General features: G+C 71.3%; 13 protein-coding genes, 1 tRNA gene and 1 pseudogene. 9 read left to right on the forward strand and 6 right to left on the reverse strand.

Annotated features, from left to right (window positions below; all coding sequences use genetic code 11):
* Positions 1–98 precede the first annotated feature (98 nt).
* Positions 99–425: a YtxH domain-containing protein gene (locus AB0B61_RS08590; RefSeq protein WP_358429675.1), complete on the reverse strand. Its 327-nt coding sequence runs from the start codon at positions 423–425 to the stop codon at positions 99–101.
* A gap of 126 nt (positions 426–551) precedes the next feature.
* Here AB0B61_RS08590 and AB0B61_RS08595 point away from each other — a divergent pair.
* Positions 552–623: transfer RNA gene (locus tag AB0B61_RS08595), tRNA-Asn, on the forward strand.
* A 52-nt stretch (positions 624–675) separates the two neighbouring features.
* Here the strand turns inward: AB0B61_RS08595 and AB0B61_RS08600 are convergent.
* The gene (locus AB0B61_RS08600; protein WP_358429676.1) at positions 676–861 is read right to left on the reverse strand and encodes a hypothetical protein; all 186 of its coding nucleotides are present in this window, start codon (positions 859–861) and stop codon (positions 676–678) included.
* Between the two features lie 84 nt (positions 862–945).
* On the opposite strand from AB0B61_RS08600, the gene AB0B61_RS08605 reads away from it, so the two are divergent.
* The 4 genes from AB0B61_RS08605 to AB0B61_RS08620 all read left to right on the forward strand — a co-directional run bounded on the left by AB0B61_RS08605 (position 946) and on the right by AB0B61_RS08620 (position 5,068).
* The gene (locus AB0B61_RS08605) at positions 946–2,133 is read left to right on the forward strand and encodes a sensor histidine kinase (protein WP_358429678.1); all 1,188 of its coding nucleotides are present in this window, start codon (positions 946–948) and stop codon (positions 2,131–2,133) included.
* Complete coding sequence (locus AB0B61_RS08610) at positions 2,118–2,744, forward strand: response regulator transcription factor (protein WP_358429680.1); 627 nt, start codon at positions 2,118–2,120, stop codon at positions 2,742–2,744. The genes AB0B61_RS08605 and AB0B61_RS08610 overlap by 16 nt, the downstream gene beginning before the upstream one ends.
* Before the next feature lie 194 nt (positions 2,745–2,938).
* Positions 2,939–4,078, forward strand: coding sequence for a nitric oxide synthase oxygenase (locus AB0B61_RS08615; protein ID WP_358429682.1), 1,140 nt, complete (start codon positions 2,939–2,941; stop codon positions 4,076–4,078).
* A 216-nt stretch (positions 4,079–4,294) separates the two neighbouring features.
* On the forward strand, positions 4,295–5,068 hold the full coding sequence (locus tag AB0B61_RS08620; RefSeq protein WP_358429684.1) for an enoyl-CoA hydratase-related protein: 774 nt from the start codon (positions 4,295–4,297) through the stop codon (positions 5,066–5,068).
* A gap of 195 nt (positions 5,069–5,263) precedes the next feature.
* Here AB0B61_RS08620 and galK read toward each other — a convergent pair whose 3' ends face one another.
* Positions 5,264–6,376, reverse strand: a complete 1,113-nt coding sequence (gene galK / locus AB0B61_RS08625; RefSeq protein WP_358429686.1) for a galactokinase — start codon at positions 6,374–6,376, stop codon at positions 5,264–5,266.
* Positions 6,377–6,419: 43 nt separating this feature from the next.
* Between galK and AB0B61_RS08630 the strand changes: the two genes are divergently transcribed.
* A complete protein-coding gene (locus AB0B61_RS08630; RefSeq protein WP_358429688.1) occupies positions 6,420–7,313 on the forward strand; it encodes a 1-aminocyclopropane-1-carboxylate deaminase/D-cysteine desulfhydrase in 894 nt (297 codons plus the stop codon).
* Here AB0B61_RS08630 and AB0B61_RS08635 read toward each other — a convergent pair.
* A pseudogene (locus tag AB0B61_RS08635) lies at positions 7,295–7,357 on the reverse strand (hypothetical protein); the annotation flags it as partial. The gene AB0B61_RS08630 and the pseudogene AB0B61_RS08635 sit on opposite strands and share 19 nt — an antisense overlap.
* A 36-nt stretch (positions 7,358–7,393) precedes the next feature.
* A complete protein-coding gene (locus tag AB0B61_RS08640) occupies positions 7,394–7,939 on the reverse strand; it encodes a hypothetical protein (protein ID WP_357641586.1) in 546 nt (181 codons plus the stop codon).
* A 123-nt stretch (positions 7,940–8,062) separates the two neighbouring features.
* Between AB0B61_RS08640 and AB0B61_RS08645 the strand changes: the two genes are divergently transcribed.
* From AB0B61_RS08645 to AB0B61_RS08655, 3 genes are all read left to right on the forward strand, one after another.
* Positions 8,063–13,201 carry a tetratricopeptide repeat protein gene (locus tag AB0B61_RS08645; protein WP_358429690.1) on the forward strand — a complete coding sequence of 1,713 codons (5,139 nt, stop codon included), beginning with the start codon at positions 8,063–8,065 and terminating at the stop codon, positions 13,199–13,201.
* Between the two features lie 61 nt (positions 13,202–13,262).
* Complete coding sequence (locus AB0B61_RS08650) at positions 13,263–13,991, forward strand: helix-turn-helix domain-containing protein (RefSeq protein ID WP_358429692.1); 729 nt, start codon at positions 13,263–13,265, stop codon at positions 13,989–13,991.
* Positions 13,988–16,480, forward strand: coding sequence for a PEP/pyruvate-binding domain-containing protein (locus AB0B61_RS08655; protein WP_358429694.1), 2,493 nt, complete (start codon positions 13,988–13,990; stop codon positions 16,478–16,480). Before AB0B61_RS08650 ends, AB0B61_RS08655 begins: the two co-directional genes overlap by 4 nt.
* Before the next feature lie 13 nt (positions 16,481–16,493).
* On the opposite strand, the gene AB0B61_RS08660 is transcribed toward AB0B61_RS08655, so the two are convergent.
* Positions 16,494–17,459: a glycine betaine ABC transporter substrate-binding protein gene (locus AB0B61_RS08660; protein WP_358429696.1), complete on the reverse strand. Its 966-nt coding sequence runs from the start codon at positions 17,457–17,459 to the stop codon at positions 16,494–16,496.
* Positions 17,460–17,461 lie beyond the last annotated feature (2 nt).

A 17,461-nucleotide genomic window follows, 5' to 3' on the forward strand; every position in this document is an offset into this window, starting at 1 on the left:
TGCCCCGGACTTGGGCGGTGAGCCTGAGAACGCGTGGGCCCCGGACATGGGCGGTGATTCGTCCTGCGCTCATGCCCGGGGCCCGGCGTTGTCCCGCGTCAGTAAGGAATGCCGGTTTGGTCGGTCTTCTTCTGGCCGGCCTGTTGCTCGACCTCTTCGCCGGGCCAGCCGGTGCCGGTGTCGTGGTGGTCGTGGCCGTTGAGGAACGGGATCCGATGCTGGAGCGTGTCCCCCACCTTCGACCTGGCCACCCCGGCCGCCTTCGACAGCTGGGCGCCCATCACGCCCGCGGTCTCCTGGAACCTGGGGCTGTCGGCAACGCGCTGGGCTGCCCGTTTGATCTGCTCATAGCGTTCGCGGCCGGCCCGGCTGCCCAGGACATAGCCGACGGCAAGACCAATGGCGAATGTCATCCGATAACGCATATTGCACCTCCGCTGTCTCCGGGCCTACCCGAATGACGATGCGACACGCACTCCTCGAGTGCGCTAATCTATTCCTGCGCCCAGGGGAGCGGCCCGCAAGGCCCGCCGATCAGCGCAAACGTTCGATCCCGCGTAGCTCAACGGCAGAGCAGCCGGCTGTTAACCGGCAGGTTATAGGTTCGAGTCCTATCGCGGGAGCAACACCGAACCCCCTTCCCGGAGCTCCGGGAAGGGGGTTTTCGCGTTCCGGCTAGACCGTGGAGTCCCTCTTGCCGGTCAGCACTCCGTAGAGTGCCCAGCCGAGGCCGAGGAGGACGCCGCCGATCCCCGCGACCAGGCCGATGGCGTCGCTGCCGAGGAGGGCCAGAATGGCGATCAGCGCGGCGAAGACGAGCGACAGGGCGAGCATGACCGTGCGGTAGATGTGCTTGTTCATGACCATGACGATCACGGGTTCGGCGCGGCTGGGGTATCCACCGATCGGTGGACATATAGCTATAAGAGGGTAAAACTGCAGATCATGGGGAGTCCCGTGGCGGCGCGGGCCGAGAACGCCTGGCTGCGTTCCTATCCGTTCTGGGACGCGTACTTCGCGGTGGTGCTCATCACCACCGTCATCGCGATGGTGGCGGACGGCGGCCCGCCCATCGCCGTCGGCTTGGTGCTGCTGCTGGCCCTCTGCTACGTCCTGTTCGGCCGCTCGGCCGTCCGCGCGGACGCCATTCCGGTGCGGGAGAGCTGGTGGTACGCGGCGAGCATGCTCGTCCTGGTCACCGGCGCCGGGCTGCTGGAGCCGGCGGCGGCCATAGCGTTGTCCGCGCTGGTGCCGATGGCGTTCATGTCGCTGCGGGTGGCGCACGCCGTGGTGCTGACGGCGGCGTTCTTCGCCGCGCCGGTACTCAACGGACTGACGCCGGCCGGGGAGGACCCGCTGCAGATCCTCCTCGCCCTGGCCGTCGGGCTGCCGGCGAGTGCGCTGCTCGGCACGTTCATCAGCCGGCTCTACCAGCAGAACCGCGAGCGCGCCGAGCTGATCGAAGAGCTCGACCGGACGCGGGAGGAGCTGGCGGAGGTCAGCCGGGAGGCCGGGGTCCTGGCGGAGCGTGAGCGGCTGGCGGGCGACATTCACGACACTCTGGCCCAGGGGTTCACCAGCATCATCATGCTCCTCCAGGCCGCCGAGGCCGTTCGGGGGGCCGATCGGCACGTGGCGCTGGCCATACGGACGGCGAAGGAGAACCTGGCCGAGACGAGGGCGCTCATCGCCGCGCTCGCCCCGCCCGCGCTCGACGGCACGTCACTGGGGCAGGCGCTGCGCTGGCTGGCCGAGGGGTTCGAGGTGCCGGTGGAGGTGACCGTGAGGGGCGAGCCCGTCGCGCTGCCCGCCACGGTCGAGGCGGTGCTGGTGCGGGTCGCTCAGGAGGGGCTCGCCAACGTGCGCAAGCACGCCCGCGCCCGGTCCGTGTGGCTGGCGCTGGACTACGGGGACATGGCGGTGCGGCCGTCGGTGAGTGACTCTGGGAGCGCGGCAGTGCGGTTGTCGGTGAGTGACGACGGTGATGGCTTCGAGCCGGCCAGCACCCGCGATGGGTACGGTCTGCGGACCATGCGGGCCCGGGTGGCGCGGCTCGGCGGGATCGTCGCCGTGGCGGCCGCTCCCGGAGCGGGGACGACGGTCACGGTGGAGCTGCCATGCTCGCCGTGCTGATCGTCGACGACCACCCGATGGTCCGCGAGGGCCTGCGCGGGATGCTCGTCGCCGAGCCGGACATCGAGGTGGTCGGTGAGGCCGGATCGGGTGAAGAGGCGATCGCGGTCGCGCCGCGGCTGCGGCCCGACGTGATCCTCATGGACCTGCGCATGCCGGGCTGCGACGGTGTGACCGCGATCCGGCGGCTGGGCGCGGGGTACCGGGTGATCGTGCTGACCACGTACGAGAACGACGCCGACATCGAGCGCGCCATGTCGGCCGGAGCCGCCGGGTACCTGCTGAAGGACGTGTCACGAGCCGACCTGGCGGCCGCGGTACGGGCGGTGGCGGGCGGCGAGACCGTCCTGTCGCCGTCGGTGTCCGCTCGCCTGGCGTCCTGGCACAAGACCGGCCCCGAAGGGTGGCGCCTGTCGGCGCGGGAGCGGCAGGTGCTGGAGCTGGTCGCGGAGGGGCTGACCAATGGGGAGATCGGGCGGCGGCTGTTCATCGGGGAGGCCACGGTCAAGACGCATCTGCTGCGGGCGTACGGCAAGCTGGGCGTCTCCGACCGGACCTCGGCGGTGGTGGTGGCGATGCGGCTCGATCTGGTGCGGCGGCCCGGCGGCTGACGCCTTTCACGCTTTGTAGCCGTAAGGTCACTGGATTTTCCCTTTGCCGGGACAAACGGCTGTCAGACGGTGAAGGATGGCAGGAGCTGCGGGCACGTCGTGAAGGCGGTGTGGAGAGGGCGCCGCCTGCCAGGAGGTGCCGCCGACCCGGAATCGGCGGGGCGCTCCGTTGATGGAAAAGTGCTGGTTACTGCGTGCGTACCTGGATCAGGTCCCTACGTCCCTTCGATGCCATCGCCGTACAGACGCTCATCGAGCGAACGATCGACGTCCGCGAGGCGGGGCGCTTCATCAGGCTCTTCCACGCCGAGAATCCCGGCGCGGGTGACGTGCACGCGCGTCTGCGTGAGGTCGCCAAGGAGATCGCCCGTCATGGGACTTACACCCATACCTTCGAGGAGCTGCAGTTCGGTGCCAGGGTGGCCTGGCGCAACAGCAGCCGCTGCATCGGGCGGCTCTACTGGCGCTCGTTGCGGGTACGCGACCGCCGGCAGGTGACCAGCGCCGAGGGGGTGGCCCTTGAGTGCGTGGCTCATCTGCGCGACGCGACGGGTGAGGGCAAGATCCGGCCGACGATCACCGTGTTCCCGCCGGACACGCCTGAGCGGCGCGGACCCCGGGTGCTGAACGAGCAGCTCATCCGGTACGCCGGGTATCGCATGCGCGACGGGTCGATCGTGGGGGACCCCCGCTACGTCGACTTCACCGAGCGGGTCAGGCGGCTCGGCTGGCGGGGCGGGCAGGGCGGCAGGTTCGATGTACTGCCCCTGGTCATCCAGCCGGGGCGCGGGCAGCGGCTGCTGTGCAATCTGCCGGGCGACGCGGTGCTGGAGGTGCCCCTCACGCATCCGGACCATCCGTGGTTCGCCGACCTGGGGCTGCGCTGGCATGCCGTGCCGGCCATTTCCGGCATGTGCCTGGAGATCGGGGGGCTGTGCTATCCGTGCGCGCCCTTCAACGGCTGGTACATGGGGGCGGAGATCGGCGCCCGCAACCTCGCCGACACCGACCGCTACGACCAGCTGCCCGTGGTCGCCGGGCGGCTCGGGCTGAACACCGCCACCGACCGGTCACTGTGGCGGGACCACGCGCTGGTCCAGCTGAACGTGGCCGTGTTGCACTCGTTCGAGCAGGCGGGGGTCACGATGACCGACCACCACACGGAATCGAACCGGTTCCTCACGCACCTGGGACGGGAGGAGAAGGCGGGGCGGGTGTGCCCGGCCGACTGGTCGTGGATCGTGCCGCCCATCTCCGGCGGCGCAACGCGCGTCTTCCACCGCTACTACGACAACCCCACCCTGACCCCTGCCTTCGTCCACCACACCGGCTGACCGGACAGCCGCCCACGCGTTCCACGTCCCCCCAACTACAGCAACCCCGCGCCGACCTCTGCCCTTGTCCACCACGCCCGCTGGCTGGGGGGTCGTCTTGCGTTCCACTTCCCCCCAGTTACAGCAACCCCACGCTGGCCTCCGCCTTCGTCCACCACGCCCACTGACTGGGGGGTCGTCTTGCGTTTCATGACTAGAATATGATTCTGTTGGCCTATGGCGGAACTTGTTCTCTCTTCGGCCGATCAAGGCGTGCTCACCCTGACCTTCAACCGTCCCGACCGGCTCAACGCCTGGACGGACGCGATGGGCCGGTGTTACTTCGACCTTCTCCAGGAGGCCGAGAAGGACCCGAACGTGCGGGCCATCGTGGTGACCGGCGCGGGCAAGGGATTCTGCTCGGGCGCCGACTTCCAGACGCTCAGCGCCCTCCAGACCGGAGACTACGACGAGACGCCCGACCCGCGCCCCAACACCTTCCCCACGACCATCGCCAAGCCGATCATCGCCGCCGTCAACGGCGCCTGCGCCGGTCTGGGTATGGTCCACGCGCTGGCCTGCGACCTGATCTTCACGGCCGAGGACGCCAAGTGGACCACGGCCTTCCCGCGCCGCGGCCTGATCGCCGAATACGGCCTGTCGTGGATCCTGCCCCGCCTCATGGGCCAGCAGAGAGCCATGGACATCCTCCTGTCGGGGCGGGTCTTCACCGGCGCGGAGGCGTACGAGCTCGGCCTGGCCAACCGCTCGGTCCCGGGAGACGCGCTGCTCGCCACGGCCCAGGAGTACGCCCTGGAGCTCGCGACCCACAGCTCCCCGGCCTCCATGGCCGTCATCAAGCGTCAGGTCTGGAACGACTGGAACGTCACCCTGGACGAAGCGGCCAAGACGGCGACCCAGGAGATGCTCGCCTCCTTCAACCGCCCGGACTTCGCCGAGGGTGTCGCGAGCTTCCTGGAGCGCCGCCTGCCGAACTTCCCGCCTCTGTAGGCCGAACTTTCCGCCACTGTAGTCAGCCGGGAAATTCAGCCGGGTTCCCGAAGACCACCCAGATGGTGCCCGTGCGCACGTAACGGTGGCGAGCCGGTGAACCGGAGGAGCGTTCCCCTGGACAGGCCCTGGCCCCGGTCGGCGGGCGGGGCCCACCGGGCTGGCCGTAACAAAGAATGTTGGTTTTAAGAGGGGTCAGGAAATACGGCGAGCACCTGAGGCGGGGGTGGCGGGGAGGAAGCGGGGGGCCTGCCAGTCGCGTTCGGCGTAAGCCGCGTTCACCGACTCCTTCACGGCCTCCAGGCGCTCGTCGGGCACCAGCGCGATCGCCGAGCCGCCGAAGCCGCCCCCCGTCATGCGGGCGCCCCGGGCGCCGCCGCGCAGCGACGCCTCCACGGCCAGGTCCAGCTCCGGCGACGACACCTCGTACTGGTCGCGCAGCGACAGGTGGGAGGCGTTCAGCAGCGCCCCGATCTCCGTGATCGCCCCGGCCCGCAGCAGGCCGATGAGCGCCTCGACGCGGTGGTTCTCCGTGACGACGTGCATCGTGCGCTTGCGCTCGGCGCCCTGCAGCCGGTCGAGCGCCCCGGCCAGGTCCGTGACGTCGCGCAGCGCCGCGACCCCCAGCTTGCGGGCCGCCGACTCGCACTCCGCGCGGCGCTTGGCGTACTCGCCGCCCGCGTGCTCGTGGTGCACCTGCGTGTCGATGATGAGGATGGTCAGCCCGTGGGCGGCCAGGTCGAGCGGGATGTTGCGGGAGCCGAGCGAGCGGCAGTCGAGGAACAGCGCGTGTCCCTCGGCGCTCAGCGCGGACGCCGCCTGGTCCATGATGCCGCACGGCATGCCGACGAAGTCGTTCTCCGCCCGCTGGCTGAGCAGCGCGAGCTCCATGGGCGTCATGCCCAGGTCGTGCAGGTCGTTGAGGGCCGAGGCGACGGCCACCTCCAGCGCGGCGCTCGAACTGAGCCCGGCGCCCTGGGGTATGTCGCCGTCGATGGCGATGTCGGCGCCGCGTACCCGGTCGCCCAGCATCGCCAGGACGCCGACCACGTAGCGGCTCCAACCCCGCGACTCCTCGTGGCTGGAGATCACCAGCGGGTCGCCGGGCGACTGCAGGGACAGCAGCCGGATCGTGGCGTCCTCACGCGGGCTGACGGCCGCGGTGACGCCCCACGGCACCGCGAAGGGCAGGACGAAGCCGTCGTTGTAGTCGGTGTGCTCGCCGATCAGGTTGACACGGCCGGGCGCGTGCCAGACCGTACGCGGATCGGCGCCGAAGGCGGCCCGGAAAGCATCGACAACGCGCATAATCCAACACTCCTCAACAAAGGTCCGACCGTAGACTAGCGCCATGGAGGAGTTGGTGGATCCGGCGCTCGACTCGGTCCGGGTCTTCCTCGTCCGCGACGACAACAAGGCGCGCAAGCTCAAGTACAACCTGGGCCACCCACGCGTGCTCACGTTCGGCGGCGCCTACTCCGGTCACATCAGGGCTGTCGCGGCGGCCGGGCGCCGGGACGGGTTCGCGACGATCGGGGTGATCCGCGGTGAGGAGACGTTGCCGCTCAACCCGTCGCTGGCGTACGCGGAGTCCTGCGGTATGCGGCTCACCTATCTCGACCGAGGGACATACCGCCGCAAGCACACGCCGGAGGTGCAGGCCACGCTGCGCGAGCAGTGGGGCGACGTGGCGATCCTGCCGGAGGGGGGCAGCAACGCGGCGGCCGTACGCGGGTGCGCCGAGCTGCCCGGCGAGATCGGCGGCGACTACGACGTGATCTGCTGCGCGGTCGGCACCGGCGGCACCCTGGCCGGGATCGCGGCCGGGTTGCCGGAGGGCCGGCGGGCGATCGGGTTCGCGGTGCTCAAGGGGGCCGGGTTCCTCGACGATGAGGTGGCGCGCCTGCAGCGCGAGGCGTACGGGCGCGTGTGGCCGAACTGGTCGGTCAACCTGGACTATCACTTCGGGGGGTACGCCCGCTCGACCCCGGTTCTCGACGACTTCATCGCGAAATATCGGGTCGAGGGGGTGTACGTCGGGAAGATGCTCTACGGCGTCTTCGACCTGGTCCGGCAGGGCGCCTTCCAGCCGGGCACCCGCATCGTCGCGGTCGTCACCGGTGAGCCGTGGAGCTCGGCGACCGATCAACCGGGGACCCCGGCGGCCGATCAGCCCTCTACTCCGGTCCAGGAGTGTGGTGCGCCCACCGGCTTGGACTCCGGCGACCCGCGTTGCCGCAGGTAGATCGACAGAGCGACCATCGACGGCACGGCGAGCAGCATCCTCATGCGCCCCCGCTACCCGGTTATGTGGCGGGCATGCTGTCAGCCGAGCTGATCGAGTATGGGGCTGACCAGCTGGTTCAGCTCGCGTACCAGCACCACCAGGACCCGTGCCGCGCTCTGCTCGACCTCGTCATGCGGGCCTTCGGGCTCCGGTGGCAGGTCGTCGAGCGGCACCGGCACCTCCACCAGCAGCGTCGCCCGCAGGAACGGGATCCTGGCCAGGTCCTGCTGCGTCGGCTCGACGTACTGGCCGAACGTCTCCTGCCAGCCCAGCCAGCCGCGGTCGCGCCACCAGGCCCGTGAGCGGGTGAGCTCCTCGGGCAGCGGCGAGACCAGCTTGATCCGCGCGTTGAGCGTGCCGTCCCACGTGTTGCGGTGGCAGGTCGCCTCAAGGATGCGGCGGTCCCAGCGCACGTAGCCGGGGTTCAGCGACGGCGGCGTGGCCAGCCGCCAGGCCGCGCAGGCGAACCTGACCGGCGCGATGTCGCCCCACTCGAACTCTTCGAGGTTCTTGCGCACGTGTACGGCATAGCGCCCGTCACGATCCCTGTCGAACTCCTGGTCGATCCAGAACGCTTTAGCCATGGCCCCTACGCTACGGCGCGCCGAACCGGGATGGTCGGAAGGTCCCGAGATCGGGGAACGTGCTGTGACCAGAGCGACACATGTGTAGCTTTTTCACAGTATTAAATGACTGGGGAGTGCAATATGGAGTCAGAGCAGCTGGCCGCGGCGATGAAGTGCTGGGAAGCGGGGGATCCCGTCGCGGCGGCCGTGCTGTTCAGGGAGATCGCCGCCACCGGCGATCCTGAGGCGTCACACCTGCTGGCCTGCCTGCTGGAGGAGCAGGGCGATCTCGACGGCGCGGAGGCCGCGCACCGGTCGGTGATCCTTTCCGGCGACCCGGTCTTCGGGCAGCGCTCCGCCATCGCCATGGGCATGATGCTGGTCGCCGCCCGCGAATGGCCCGCCGCGCACCGGGTGCTGATGATCGCCTGCGACGGCGCCGACTTCGAGGTGGCCGCGCTCGCCGAGACGGCGCTGGTGCTCGTCCTGACCGAGATGGGCGACGTCCAGGGCGCGACGGAGGCGCTGGAGCGGGCGCGCCGGTGCGACAGTCCCGCCGTGGCCGAGATGGCCGCCCAGCTGGAGCTGCCCGACTTCGCCCCCCAAGATCCGGGTACGGCGCGTGACCTGTTCGAGCTGGCGGATAGCGAGGACGACTATCGTGAGCTGCTGACCTGCGGCGATCCCGATGTGGTGTCGCTGTCGGCGTTCCAGCTCTACCGGATCCACGCCGACGAGGGGGATCTCGCGGCCGCCCGCGAGGTGTGCGAGCACGCGATCGCCGTGGGACACCCCGACCACCTGGCCACCGCCCACCGGCTGCTCGGCGCGGTCCTGGTCGATCTCGGCGAGTACGCCGAGGCGGCCGCCTCCTACGCCGAGGCCGCCGAGGACCCCAGGCCCGAGGAGCGGCTGCCCGCGCTCATCGAGCAGGCCAAGGTGACCGCGCAGCTCGGCGACGTGACGGCGACGAAGGCGATCTTCCACCGGGTGGTCGCCAGCGGCCAGCGCGAGTACGCCGTCGAGGCCCAGGCGTGCCTGGCGCAGATGCACACCGAGGCCGGGGAGGTGGCCGAGGCGCTCGCGGCGCTGCGGGCCGTACTGGCGGCGGGGGAGTCGGACTGGTCGTCGATCTCCGTCACGCTGCTCGGCCTGCTGCTCGACCAGCACCCGGACGAGCGGGAGAGCGTCATGGCGCTCGTGGCCGAGGCGGCCGAGCACGAAGACCCGGACGCGGCGTTCAAGGCCGCGCTGCTGATCGACCACGCGGCGCGGCAGCAGCCGCTCGCCGACCCGGTCGAGGAACAGGCGCTCCTGGACGTCGACGAGGCGCTGCGCCACCTGCAGGCGGGCGACCTGGCCGGAGCGCGACGGCTGCTGCGCGACGCCATCGACTCCGGCGCGGCCACGCAGTCGGTCCGGGCCATGATGACGCTGGCCGAGCTGGAGCTGGGCGCGGGCGACCGGGAGCAGGCCGACGAGCTGCTGTCCTACGTCGCCGAGGGCGACGACCTGCTGCAGGGCTTCAGCGCCGAGTTCTTCCTGCACCTGCTGCGCGAATCGGGCGACGAACCGCACCCGGTGCTGCGGGCGGTCATCGACCACCAGCGCCTGGGCAGGGAGGAGGGGCTGGTCCGCTACCGCGAGGCCATGGAGCACCCCGCGACGGCCGCCATCGGCACCGCGGTGTTCGCGCAGGTGCTGGCCTCCATCGGGTACGACCTGTCGGACGCGGCCGGGCTCTTCCACGCGGCGGCCGACTCGGGTGACCCGCTCGCGCTCTCCTATACGGCCACCATCTTCAAGGACGTCCTGGTGAACCAGGGCCAGCGCGAGGAGGCGGTCGCACTGCTGCGCCGGGCGCGGGCCGACGGGCATCCGGTGCTGGCGGCGTGGGTGGCGTACGGGCTGGGTGAGCTGCTCGGTGAGCGCGTGGGTGAGTCCGGCGAGGACGGCGGAGAGGGCGGGGACGCGGGTACGCGCGAGCATGATCTGGCGGAGGCGCGGGCCGCGCTGACCGCCGCGATGGAGACCGGCCATCGGGGGCTCCGTCTGGAGGCGGTGGGCGCGCTGCTCGGGCTGTTCGAGCGCCAGGGTGACCTGCTGGCCGCGTGCCGCCTGCACGAGCGGCTCGTCGCCGAGGGCGACCCGGTCCAGGCGCCGCGCCACGCGTGGCTGCTCGGGCTCACCCGGGTGCGGCTCGACGACCTCGACGGCGCTCGAGCCGCGTTCGGCCGGGTCCCGGAGGCCCACTCGGAGGAGGGGGAGACGGGACGCTACGCCCGGTTCCTGCTCGACCGTGACTTCCGTGCGGCGGGTGTGGCCTTCGAGGCGATATCCGATGAGGGCAGGTCGTGGATGGCGTCCATGCTCGCCCTGCAGGCCGCGCACGCCTGGCGGCGGCAGGGCGAGACGGCCGCGGCCGACGGGTCGCTGTCGCTGCTGCTCGGCGTCGGTCACCCGGACTTCCGGCAGGAGGCGGCCAGCTACCTCGGCGCCCTGCGCCACGACGCCGGCGACCCGCACGGTGCGATCGCCGCCTGGCAACAGGCCGTGACCGGTCCGGACGAGAGCCTCGCCGCCATCGCGCGGCGCGACCTCGGCCGCGCCTGGCACACGCTCGGCGACCTCGACGCGGCGGCACGGACGTACCGAGAGATACTCGCCGGGTACGGCGCGGAGCGGCCCTCGGAGGCGTGCCAAGGGATGGCGGCCGGAGACGACGAGGTGGTGGCGCGCGAGGGGGCGGCGGCCTGGGGCGACGGGGCACAGGTGGCCGAGGCCGCGCTGCGGCTGGGGGAGATCCTGGTCGCGACCGGTCTGCCCGGCGAGGCCCGTGAGGTGCTGCGGGAGGCGTTCGGCGAGGTGGCGGCGGCCCCGCATCTGGCCCGGCTCCTGCGCGACGGGGGCGACCTGGACGGAGCGCTCGTGGAGGCGGCCACCGCGGTGCGGACCGCGCCGGACGAGGGGGCGGCGGAGGCGGAGTGCCTGATGGGCGGACTCCTCGCGCGGACCGGCGACCTCGAGGGCGCGCGGGCGGCGTTCGAGCGGGCCGTGGCGGCCGATCCTGAGGCGGCGGGGGCCACGCTGCTGGAGGCCGGGCGCCACCTGGAGGAGGCGGGTGACCCGGAGGGCGCCCGCTCGGCCTACGAGCGCGCGGCGGCCCAGGACACCGACCAGCGGTCCGCGGCCACGGCCCGGGTCCGGCTCGGTACGGCGTCACCGGAGGAACGGCCCTGGGTCCTGGCCGCCGAGGGCGACCGGCCAGGCGCCCTGGCGGCGCTGACCGAGCTGGCCGGATCGGCGGCGATGGCGGGGCTGCTGCTCGCGCTGGACGCCGGCGACATAACCGAGGTACGCCGCCTGCTGACGGAGGCGAGCGGGTTCCCCGCCGCCGACGCGTTCGCCGAGACGCTGGAGATGGCCAGGGCGAGCCGCGACGAGGACTTCGCCAGGGCGCTCTACCTGCTGGTCGTCGAGGTGGGCGAGCCCCAGTGGGCCGAGCGCGCCGGTCTCGGGCTCGGTGCCGAGCTGGCCCGCGATGGTCAGTACAGCCAGGCCGAGCTGTGTTTCCTGCCCGCGACCGAGAGCGGCGACGACGAGATCGCCCTCATGGCCTGGCGCAACGTCTCCGTGGTCCGACGGCGGCGCGGCGATCTGGACGGAGCCGTCGAGGCGCTGCGGGCCGCGCTGCCGGCGACCGCCGTCGAGCTGGCCGCCCTGCTGGAGGAGCGCGGTGACCTGACGGGCGCCGGTGACGTGCTCGAACGTGGTGCCGCGGCCGGCGATCTCACCTGCCTGTGCCATCTGCTCGTCAACCTGCTCCAGCGGCAGGAGTACGCGGCCGTCGCCGCCCAGGCCGAGCTGGCCGTCGGCACCGGCGATCCCGAGACGGTGACCATGGGCTACTGGGTGTGGGGCGACGCGCGCAAGGCGACGGGTGACCTGGCGGGCGCGGTCGAGATGTACCGCAAGGGGATCGACACCGGTCAGCCGATCGCCGGCATGCGCGCCGATCTCGCGGAGGCCCTGCACGCGCTGGGCGACAAAGCGGCGGCCGTCGGGCAGGCGCGGCTGGCCGTCGAGTCGGGCGAGGCCGACGCCGTGGCCAGGGGCGGCATCCAGCTCGGCTGCTGGCTGCACGAGGACGGTGACCCGCTCGGGGCGGCCGAGGCGTTCGGCGTCGCCGCGGGGACCGGGTCCGAGCTGGCCCAGACCGCCCTGGACAACGTGAACACCCTGGCCTACCAGGCGTACGAACGGGGCGAGCACGCGCTGGCCGTACAGGTGCTGTCGCATCTGGGGCCGCACGCCGGCGCCAAGGCCAGGGAGCTCGCGGAGCTCTGCGACGACCCCGAGGCCGTTCACCTCTACTACGAGCTGGTCGGCTCGGACGCCTTCACCGAGCTGGGGGTGGCCGAGCGTCTCGCCGAGCTCGGCGAGACGGAGCGGGCGCGGGCCGTCTACGAGCGGCTGAACGAGCACGAGGACCCCGATGTGCGGTTCGTCGCGGGCGGCAGGCTGCTGGCGCTCCTCGACGCCGAGGACGACTCCGCCGCCTTCTACAGCCTGGCCGAACGGCAGGCGGGTGACGCCGACAGCCCGGTGCGGTCGGTGTTCGGCAGTCTGCTCGGCATGCTCCAGGGCCGTCAGGGCGACACCGAGGCGTCGCTGCGCACGCTGCGGGAGGCGGCCGAGAGCGGTGAGCCGACCGCCCTGAGCGTGCTGGCCCAGGCCCTGGTGGGGACCGGAGAGGTGGCCGAGGGCAGGCAGGTGTACGAGCGGGTGCTGGGCGCGGGCGACGACGAGCTGGCGGCCAGGGCGATGGTCGCGCTCGGCCACAGCTACCACGACGAGGACGAGGACGAGGCCCGCAAGTGGTACATCCAGGCGGTGAACTCGGGCACGGGGCACGTCAGCGCGCTCGGGGCGATGTACCTGGGGGCGCTGGCCAAGAGGGAGCGGGACTTCCCAGAGGCGCTGGGCTGGTACCAGCGGGTCATCGACTCGGGAGACACCGAGTCGGGCATGGCGGCCGCGCATCTGGGGGAGCTCTGCTACTGGCTGAACGACCGCGACGGGGCCGTGCGCTACTACGAGCTCACGCTGGGGCTGACCGAGCAGCCCGAGCTGGTCGCCGAGGCCGCCTTCCGCCTGGGGGAGATCCGGTACGCCCACGGCGACCTCACCGTGGCCAGGCGGATGCTCCGGCTCGCCGCCGGCACCGACGACTCGACCTTCGCGGCCGACGCCGAACAGCTCCTGGCGAAGCTCGGCTGAACTTGCGGTTAATTAAATGACTGCATAGTCTCATCTAGTCAAACATTTGAGGTGAGACGAGATGGCCAGGGTGGGACGGCCCCCGCAGGATCCCGCGCGCCAGCTGGAGCGGGCGCACCGGATTCTCGACGCCGCCGCCGAGCTGTGCCTGCGCTGGGGCTACGACAAGACGACCATCGACGACGTGGCAAGGCAGGCCGACGTCGCCAAGGGCACGATCTACCTGCACTGGAAGACCCGCGAGATGCTCTTCGCGGCGCTGATCCGCCGTGAGCGGGTCCTTCTGGTGCGGGAGGTCCGCGAGCGCGCGCCCGCGGACCTGCGCGAGCTGCTCCGGGAGCTGGTCGGGGGGCTCTTGCGCCGGCCGCTGATGAGGGCGCTGATCCTCGACGACTCGGAGGTGTTCGGCAAGCTCAGCAGGCAGAAGAAGAGCAGCCAGAGCACGCTCGACCTGGGCGCCGCGTTCGGGACGTACCTCCAGGACCTGGCCGGGCGGGATGTGCTCCGCTCGGACCTGACTCCCGCCGAGCACCTCGCGACCCTCGCCTCGGTCATCTACGGGTTCCTGCTCACACAGACCATGATGCCCGAGCAGATGCGGATGCCGGAGGACCGGCTCGTCGAGCTGGTCGCCGACACCGGCGTCCGCGCGATGGGCACCGGCGCCACGCTGTCGGACGACGACGCGCGGGCCGTCAGGCTGGCCACCCTCGGCTATCTCGACACCATGCGGGAGATCGCGGAGCGGAAGCTCGCGCTCTCCCTGGGCGCTAAGGAGCGTGTCACGTGAGGGTCCTCCTCCCTCTCGACGATGCCGCCGCGGACCTCGCGACGGTGGGCGGAAAGGGCGCTTTCCTGGCCAGGCTGACCAGGGCGGGACTGCCCGTTCCCGGCGGTTTCCACATCACCACCGAGGCCTACCGGGCCTTCGCCGCGGACTTCCGCGACCGGATTCTCGACGCGGCCGCCGCCGGCGACGCCGCCGGGATCGCCGCCCTGTTCGCCGGGCACGAGATGCCCGCCGCCGTCGCCGCGGAGATCCGCACGGCATATGAGGCGATGGGCGAGGACGTGCCGGTGGCGGTCCGCTCGTCCGCCACGGCGGAGGACCTGCCCGGCATGTCGTTCGCCGGGCAGCAGGACACCTACCTCAACATCAGGGGCGAGGCGCTGCTCGACGCCGTCAAGCGCTGCTGGGCCTCGCTCTGGAACGCCCGCGCCATCGCCTACCGCGAGCAGAACGGCGTGCCGCACGACGACGTCGCGCTGGCCGTCGTCGTGCAGGAGCTCGTGGACGCCGACGCGGCCGGCGTCATGTTCACCGCCAACCCGGTCAACGGCGCCCGCGACGAGATCGTCATCAACGCCTCCTGGGGCCTGGGCGAGGCGGTCGTCGGCGGCCAGGTCACCCCTGACACGGTCGTGGTCCGCCACGGCGCCGTCGCCGAGTCGCGGGTCGGCGACAAGACCGTGATGACCGTACGCACGCCGTCCGGCACGCACGAAGAGCCCGTCCCCGACGAGCTGCGGCGGCGGGCCGTGCTCGACCCGGCGCAGGCCGCCGAGCTGGCCGGGGTCGGCTCGCGCATCGAGGAGCTGTACGGGACGCCGATGGACGTCGAATGGGCCAGGCGCGACGGCTCGTTCCTCATCGTCCAGGCCCGTCCGATCACCGGCCTCAAGCAGCCGGTCGAGGAGTGGAACGACAGCCTCAAGGGCGACTACCTGTGGACCGGCGGCAACCTCGGCGAGGCCATCCCCGACGTGATGACGCCCGTGACCTGGTCGTTCGTCCGCATGTTCATCCATGAGGCGATGGCCGCCTCGGCGCTGCCCGGATTCGACCTGGTCGGCAACATCGGCGGCCGCTTCTACATGAACCTGAGCGTCATGTACACGATGGCCATCTCGCTCGGCATGCGGAGCCGGCTGAGCGCCGTCGAGCAGATCTTCGGCAAGCTGCCGCCCGGCCTCGACGTGCCGCTGCTGAAGGTCTCCCGCTGGGAGATCGTCAAGAAGGTCGTGCCGCTGGGGATCAACATCCAGAAGCGGGTCCGTACGAACCTCAAGGTCATGCCCGCCTTCCTCGCCACCGCGCAGCGGCGCGCGGAGGAGCTGCGCGCCCGCGTCGCCACCACGGAGACCGGCGCCGAGCTGGCCGACCTGTGGGAGCGCGAGATCGAGCCGTACGTCATCACCAGCTGCCGCACGCTGGAGGCCGCCGGCCGGCAGGGCGGGGCCACGCTCGTCTACACCCGCGACAAGCTGCGCAAGATGATGGGCGACGTCGACGCCGAAGCCATGCTCACCGGCGCCAACGTCGACGGCGAGCTGGCCAGCCTCGGCCCGGTCATCGGGCTGGGCAAGCTGGCCAGGGGAGAGATCGACCGGGACACCTTCGCCCACCTGTACGGGCATCGGGGGCCCCACGAGTTCGAGGTCTCCATTCCGCGTCCCGGCGAGGATCCGGCGTGGATCGACGCCCAGCTGGCCGGGCTGCGTGACGTGAGCGCCGACACCGAGGCCCTGCTCGCCCGCCAGAAGAAGGCGCGCGAGGAGGCGTGGGCGCGGTTCGCCCAGCGTTACCCCCGCCAGGAAGCCAAGATGCGGGACCGGGTCACCCGGTGGAGCAAGGTCGTCCGCGACCGCGAGAACGCCCGGTCGGAGAACATGCGGGCGTTCTGGGTGCTGCGTGCCTTCGTGTTGCGGGCCGGGGAGCTCACGGGGCACGGCGACGACCTGTTCTTCCTCTATCTGGAGGAGATCCTCGGCCTCCTGCGCGGCGACGCCTCCGCGCTGGAGCGGGTCGCGGCCCGGCGGGCGACCTACGAGATGTACGCGGCGCTGCCGCCGTACCCGGCGCTGATCGTCGGGCACTTCGACGCGGTGCGCTGGGCCGCCGACCCCGACCGGCGCGGCGACATCTACGACGCGCGCGGCGGGAGCGCGCCGGTCAGCGACACGGTCACCGGCTTCCCCGGCGCGCCGGGCATCGTCGAGGGCGTCGCCCGGGTGATCTCCTCACCTGAGGACGGCGACCGGCTCAAGCCCGGCGAGATCCTCGTGACGACGCTGACCAACATCGGCTGGACCCCGATGTTCCCGCGCGCCGCCGCCGTGGTGACGGACATGGGGGCGCCGCTGTCGCACGCCTCGATCGTGGCCCGCGAGCTGGGCATACCGGCGGTGGTCGGCACGGGGAACGCGACGATGCGCTTGCGCGACGGCGATCGCGTCCGGGTGGACGGCGAGGCGGGCACGGTCGAGTTGCTGGGCTGAGGGGTGGGGCCGGCTAGGCGGCTGACTTGCCGAGGAAGCCGGAGGTCTTGAGCCAGTCGGCGGAGACCTTGTCCGGCTCCTCGCCGTCGACGTCGACCTGGGCGTTGAGCTTGCGCATGGTCGTGTCGTCCAGCTTGGCGATCACCGGCTTGAGCACCTTCTCCAGCGCCGGGTACTTCTGGTAGGTCTCGTCCCGTACGTTGACGGCGGCGTTGTAGATCGGGAAGAAGTGCTTGTCGTCCTGCAGCACGGTCAGGCCGAGCGCGGCGATGCGTCCGTCGGTGGTGTACACCTCGCCGAAGTTGCAGGTCTGGCCCTTGTCGGTCTCGGTGTAGACGACGCCGGTGTCCAGCTGGCTGATCTTGTCCTTCGGGATGTTCAGGCCGTACGCCTTGGACAGCCCCGGCAGCCCGTCGTCACGGGTGGAGAACTCCGACTCGACGCACAACGACGCCTCGTTCGGGTTGGTCTTGGCGAGTTTCGCCACGTCGGAGACCGTCTTGACGCCCAGCTGCTGGGCCTTCTCGGAGCGGATCGCCAGGGCGTAGGTGTTGTTCAGCGGGGTCGGCCCGATCCAGCGGATCTTGTTCTTCGCCAGGTCCTCCTCCGAGGTGGCCTTGAACTGCTTGGCCGAGTCCGGGATGGGGGTGGCGTTCTTCAGGTGCTCGATCCAGCCGGTGCCCGAGTAGTCCCAGTACATGTCGATCGCCTTGGACGTCAGCGCCTGGCGGTTCGGCACGGTGCCGCCCAGGTTGGTCTTGTCCACGACTTCCGCCCCGTGCGCCTTGAGCAGCTGCACGGCGATCTGCCCGAGCACGATGTTCTCGGTGAAGTCCTTGGAGCCGATGGTGAACTTGGCGCCGGACAGCTCGTCGCCCGCGCTGGCGGCCTCGACGGCGCCGCTCGAGCCGCAGGCGCTCGTGGCGGTCAGGGTCAGGGCGGCGGCGGTGAGCAGGGTGAACGTCTTGCGGACACGCATAC

Origin of the sequence: Nonomuraea sp. NPDC049158 (genome assembly GCF_040648335.1) — a bacterium.
Classification (GTDB): Bacteria; Actinomycetota; Actinomycetes; order Streptosporangiales; family Streptosporangiaceae; genus Nonomuraea.

Bases quoted from the DNA above. Each gene is read 5' to 3' on its own strand.
- AB0B61_RS08590 (WP_358429675.1), bottom strand. From the start codon at position 425: ATGCGTTATCGGATGACATTCGCCATTGGTCTTGCCGTCGGCTATGTC.
- AB0B61_RS08600 (WP_358429676.1), bottom strand. From the start codon at position 861: ATGAACAAGCACATCTACCGCACGGTCATGCTCGCCCTGTCGCTCGTC.
- AB0B61_RS08605 (WP_358429678.1), top strand. From the start codon at position 946: ATGGGGAGTCCCGTGGCGGCGCGGGCCGAGAACGCCTGGCTGCGTTCC.
- AB0B61_RS08610 (WP_358429680.1), top strand. From the start codon at position 2,118: ATGCTCGCCGTGCTGATCGTCGACGACCACCCGATGGTCCGCGAGGGC.
- AB0B61_RS08620 (WP_358429684.1), top strand. From the start codon at position 4,295: ATGGCGGAACTTGTTCTCTCTTCGGCCGATCAAGGCGTGCTCACCCTG.
- galK (WP_358429686.1), bottom strand. From the start codon at position 6,376: ATGCGCGTTGTCGATGCTTTCCGGGCCGCCTTCGGCGCCGATCCGCGT.
- AB0B61_RS08630 (WP_358429688.1), top strand. From the start codon at position 6,420: ATGGAGGAGTTGGTGGATCCGGCGCTCGACTCGGTCCGGGTCTTCCTC.
- AB0B61_RS08640 (WP_357641586.1), bottom strand. From the start codon at position 7,939: ATGGCTAAAGCGTTCTGGATCGACCAGGAGTTCGACAGGGATCGTGAC.
- AB0B61_RS08645 (WP_358429690.1), top strand. From the start codon at position 8,063: ATGGAGTCAGAGCAGCTGGCCGCGGCGATGAAGTGCTGGGAAGCGGGG.
- AB0B61_RS08650 (WP_358429692.1), top strand. From the start codon at position 13,263: ATGGCCAGGGTGGGACGGCCCCCGCAGGATCCCGCGCGCCAGCTGGAG.
- AB0B61_RS08660 (WP_358429696.1), bottom strand. From the start codon at position 17,459: ATGCGTGTCCGCAAGACGTTCACCCTGCTCACCGCCGCCGCCCTGACC.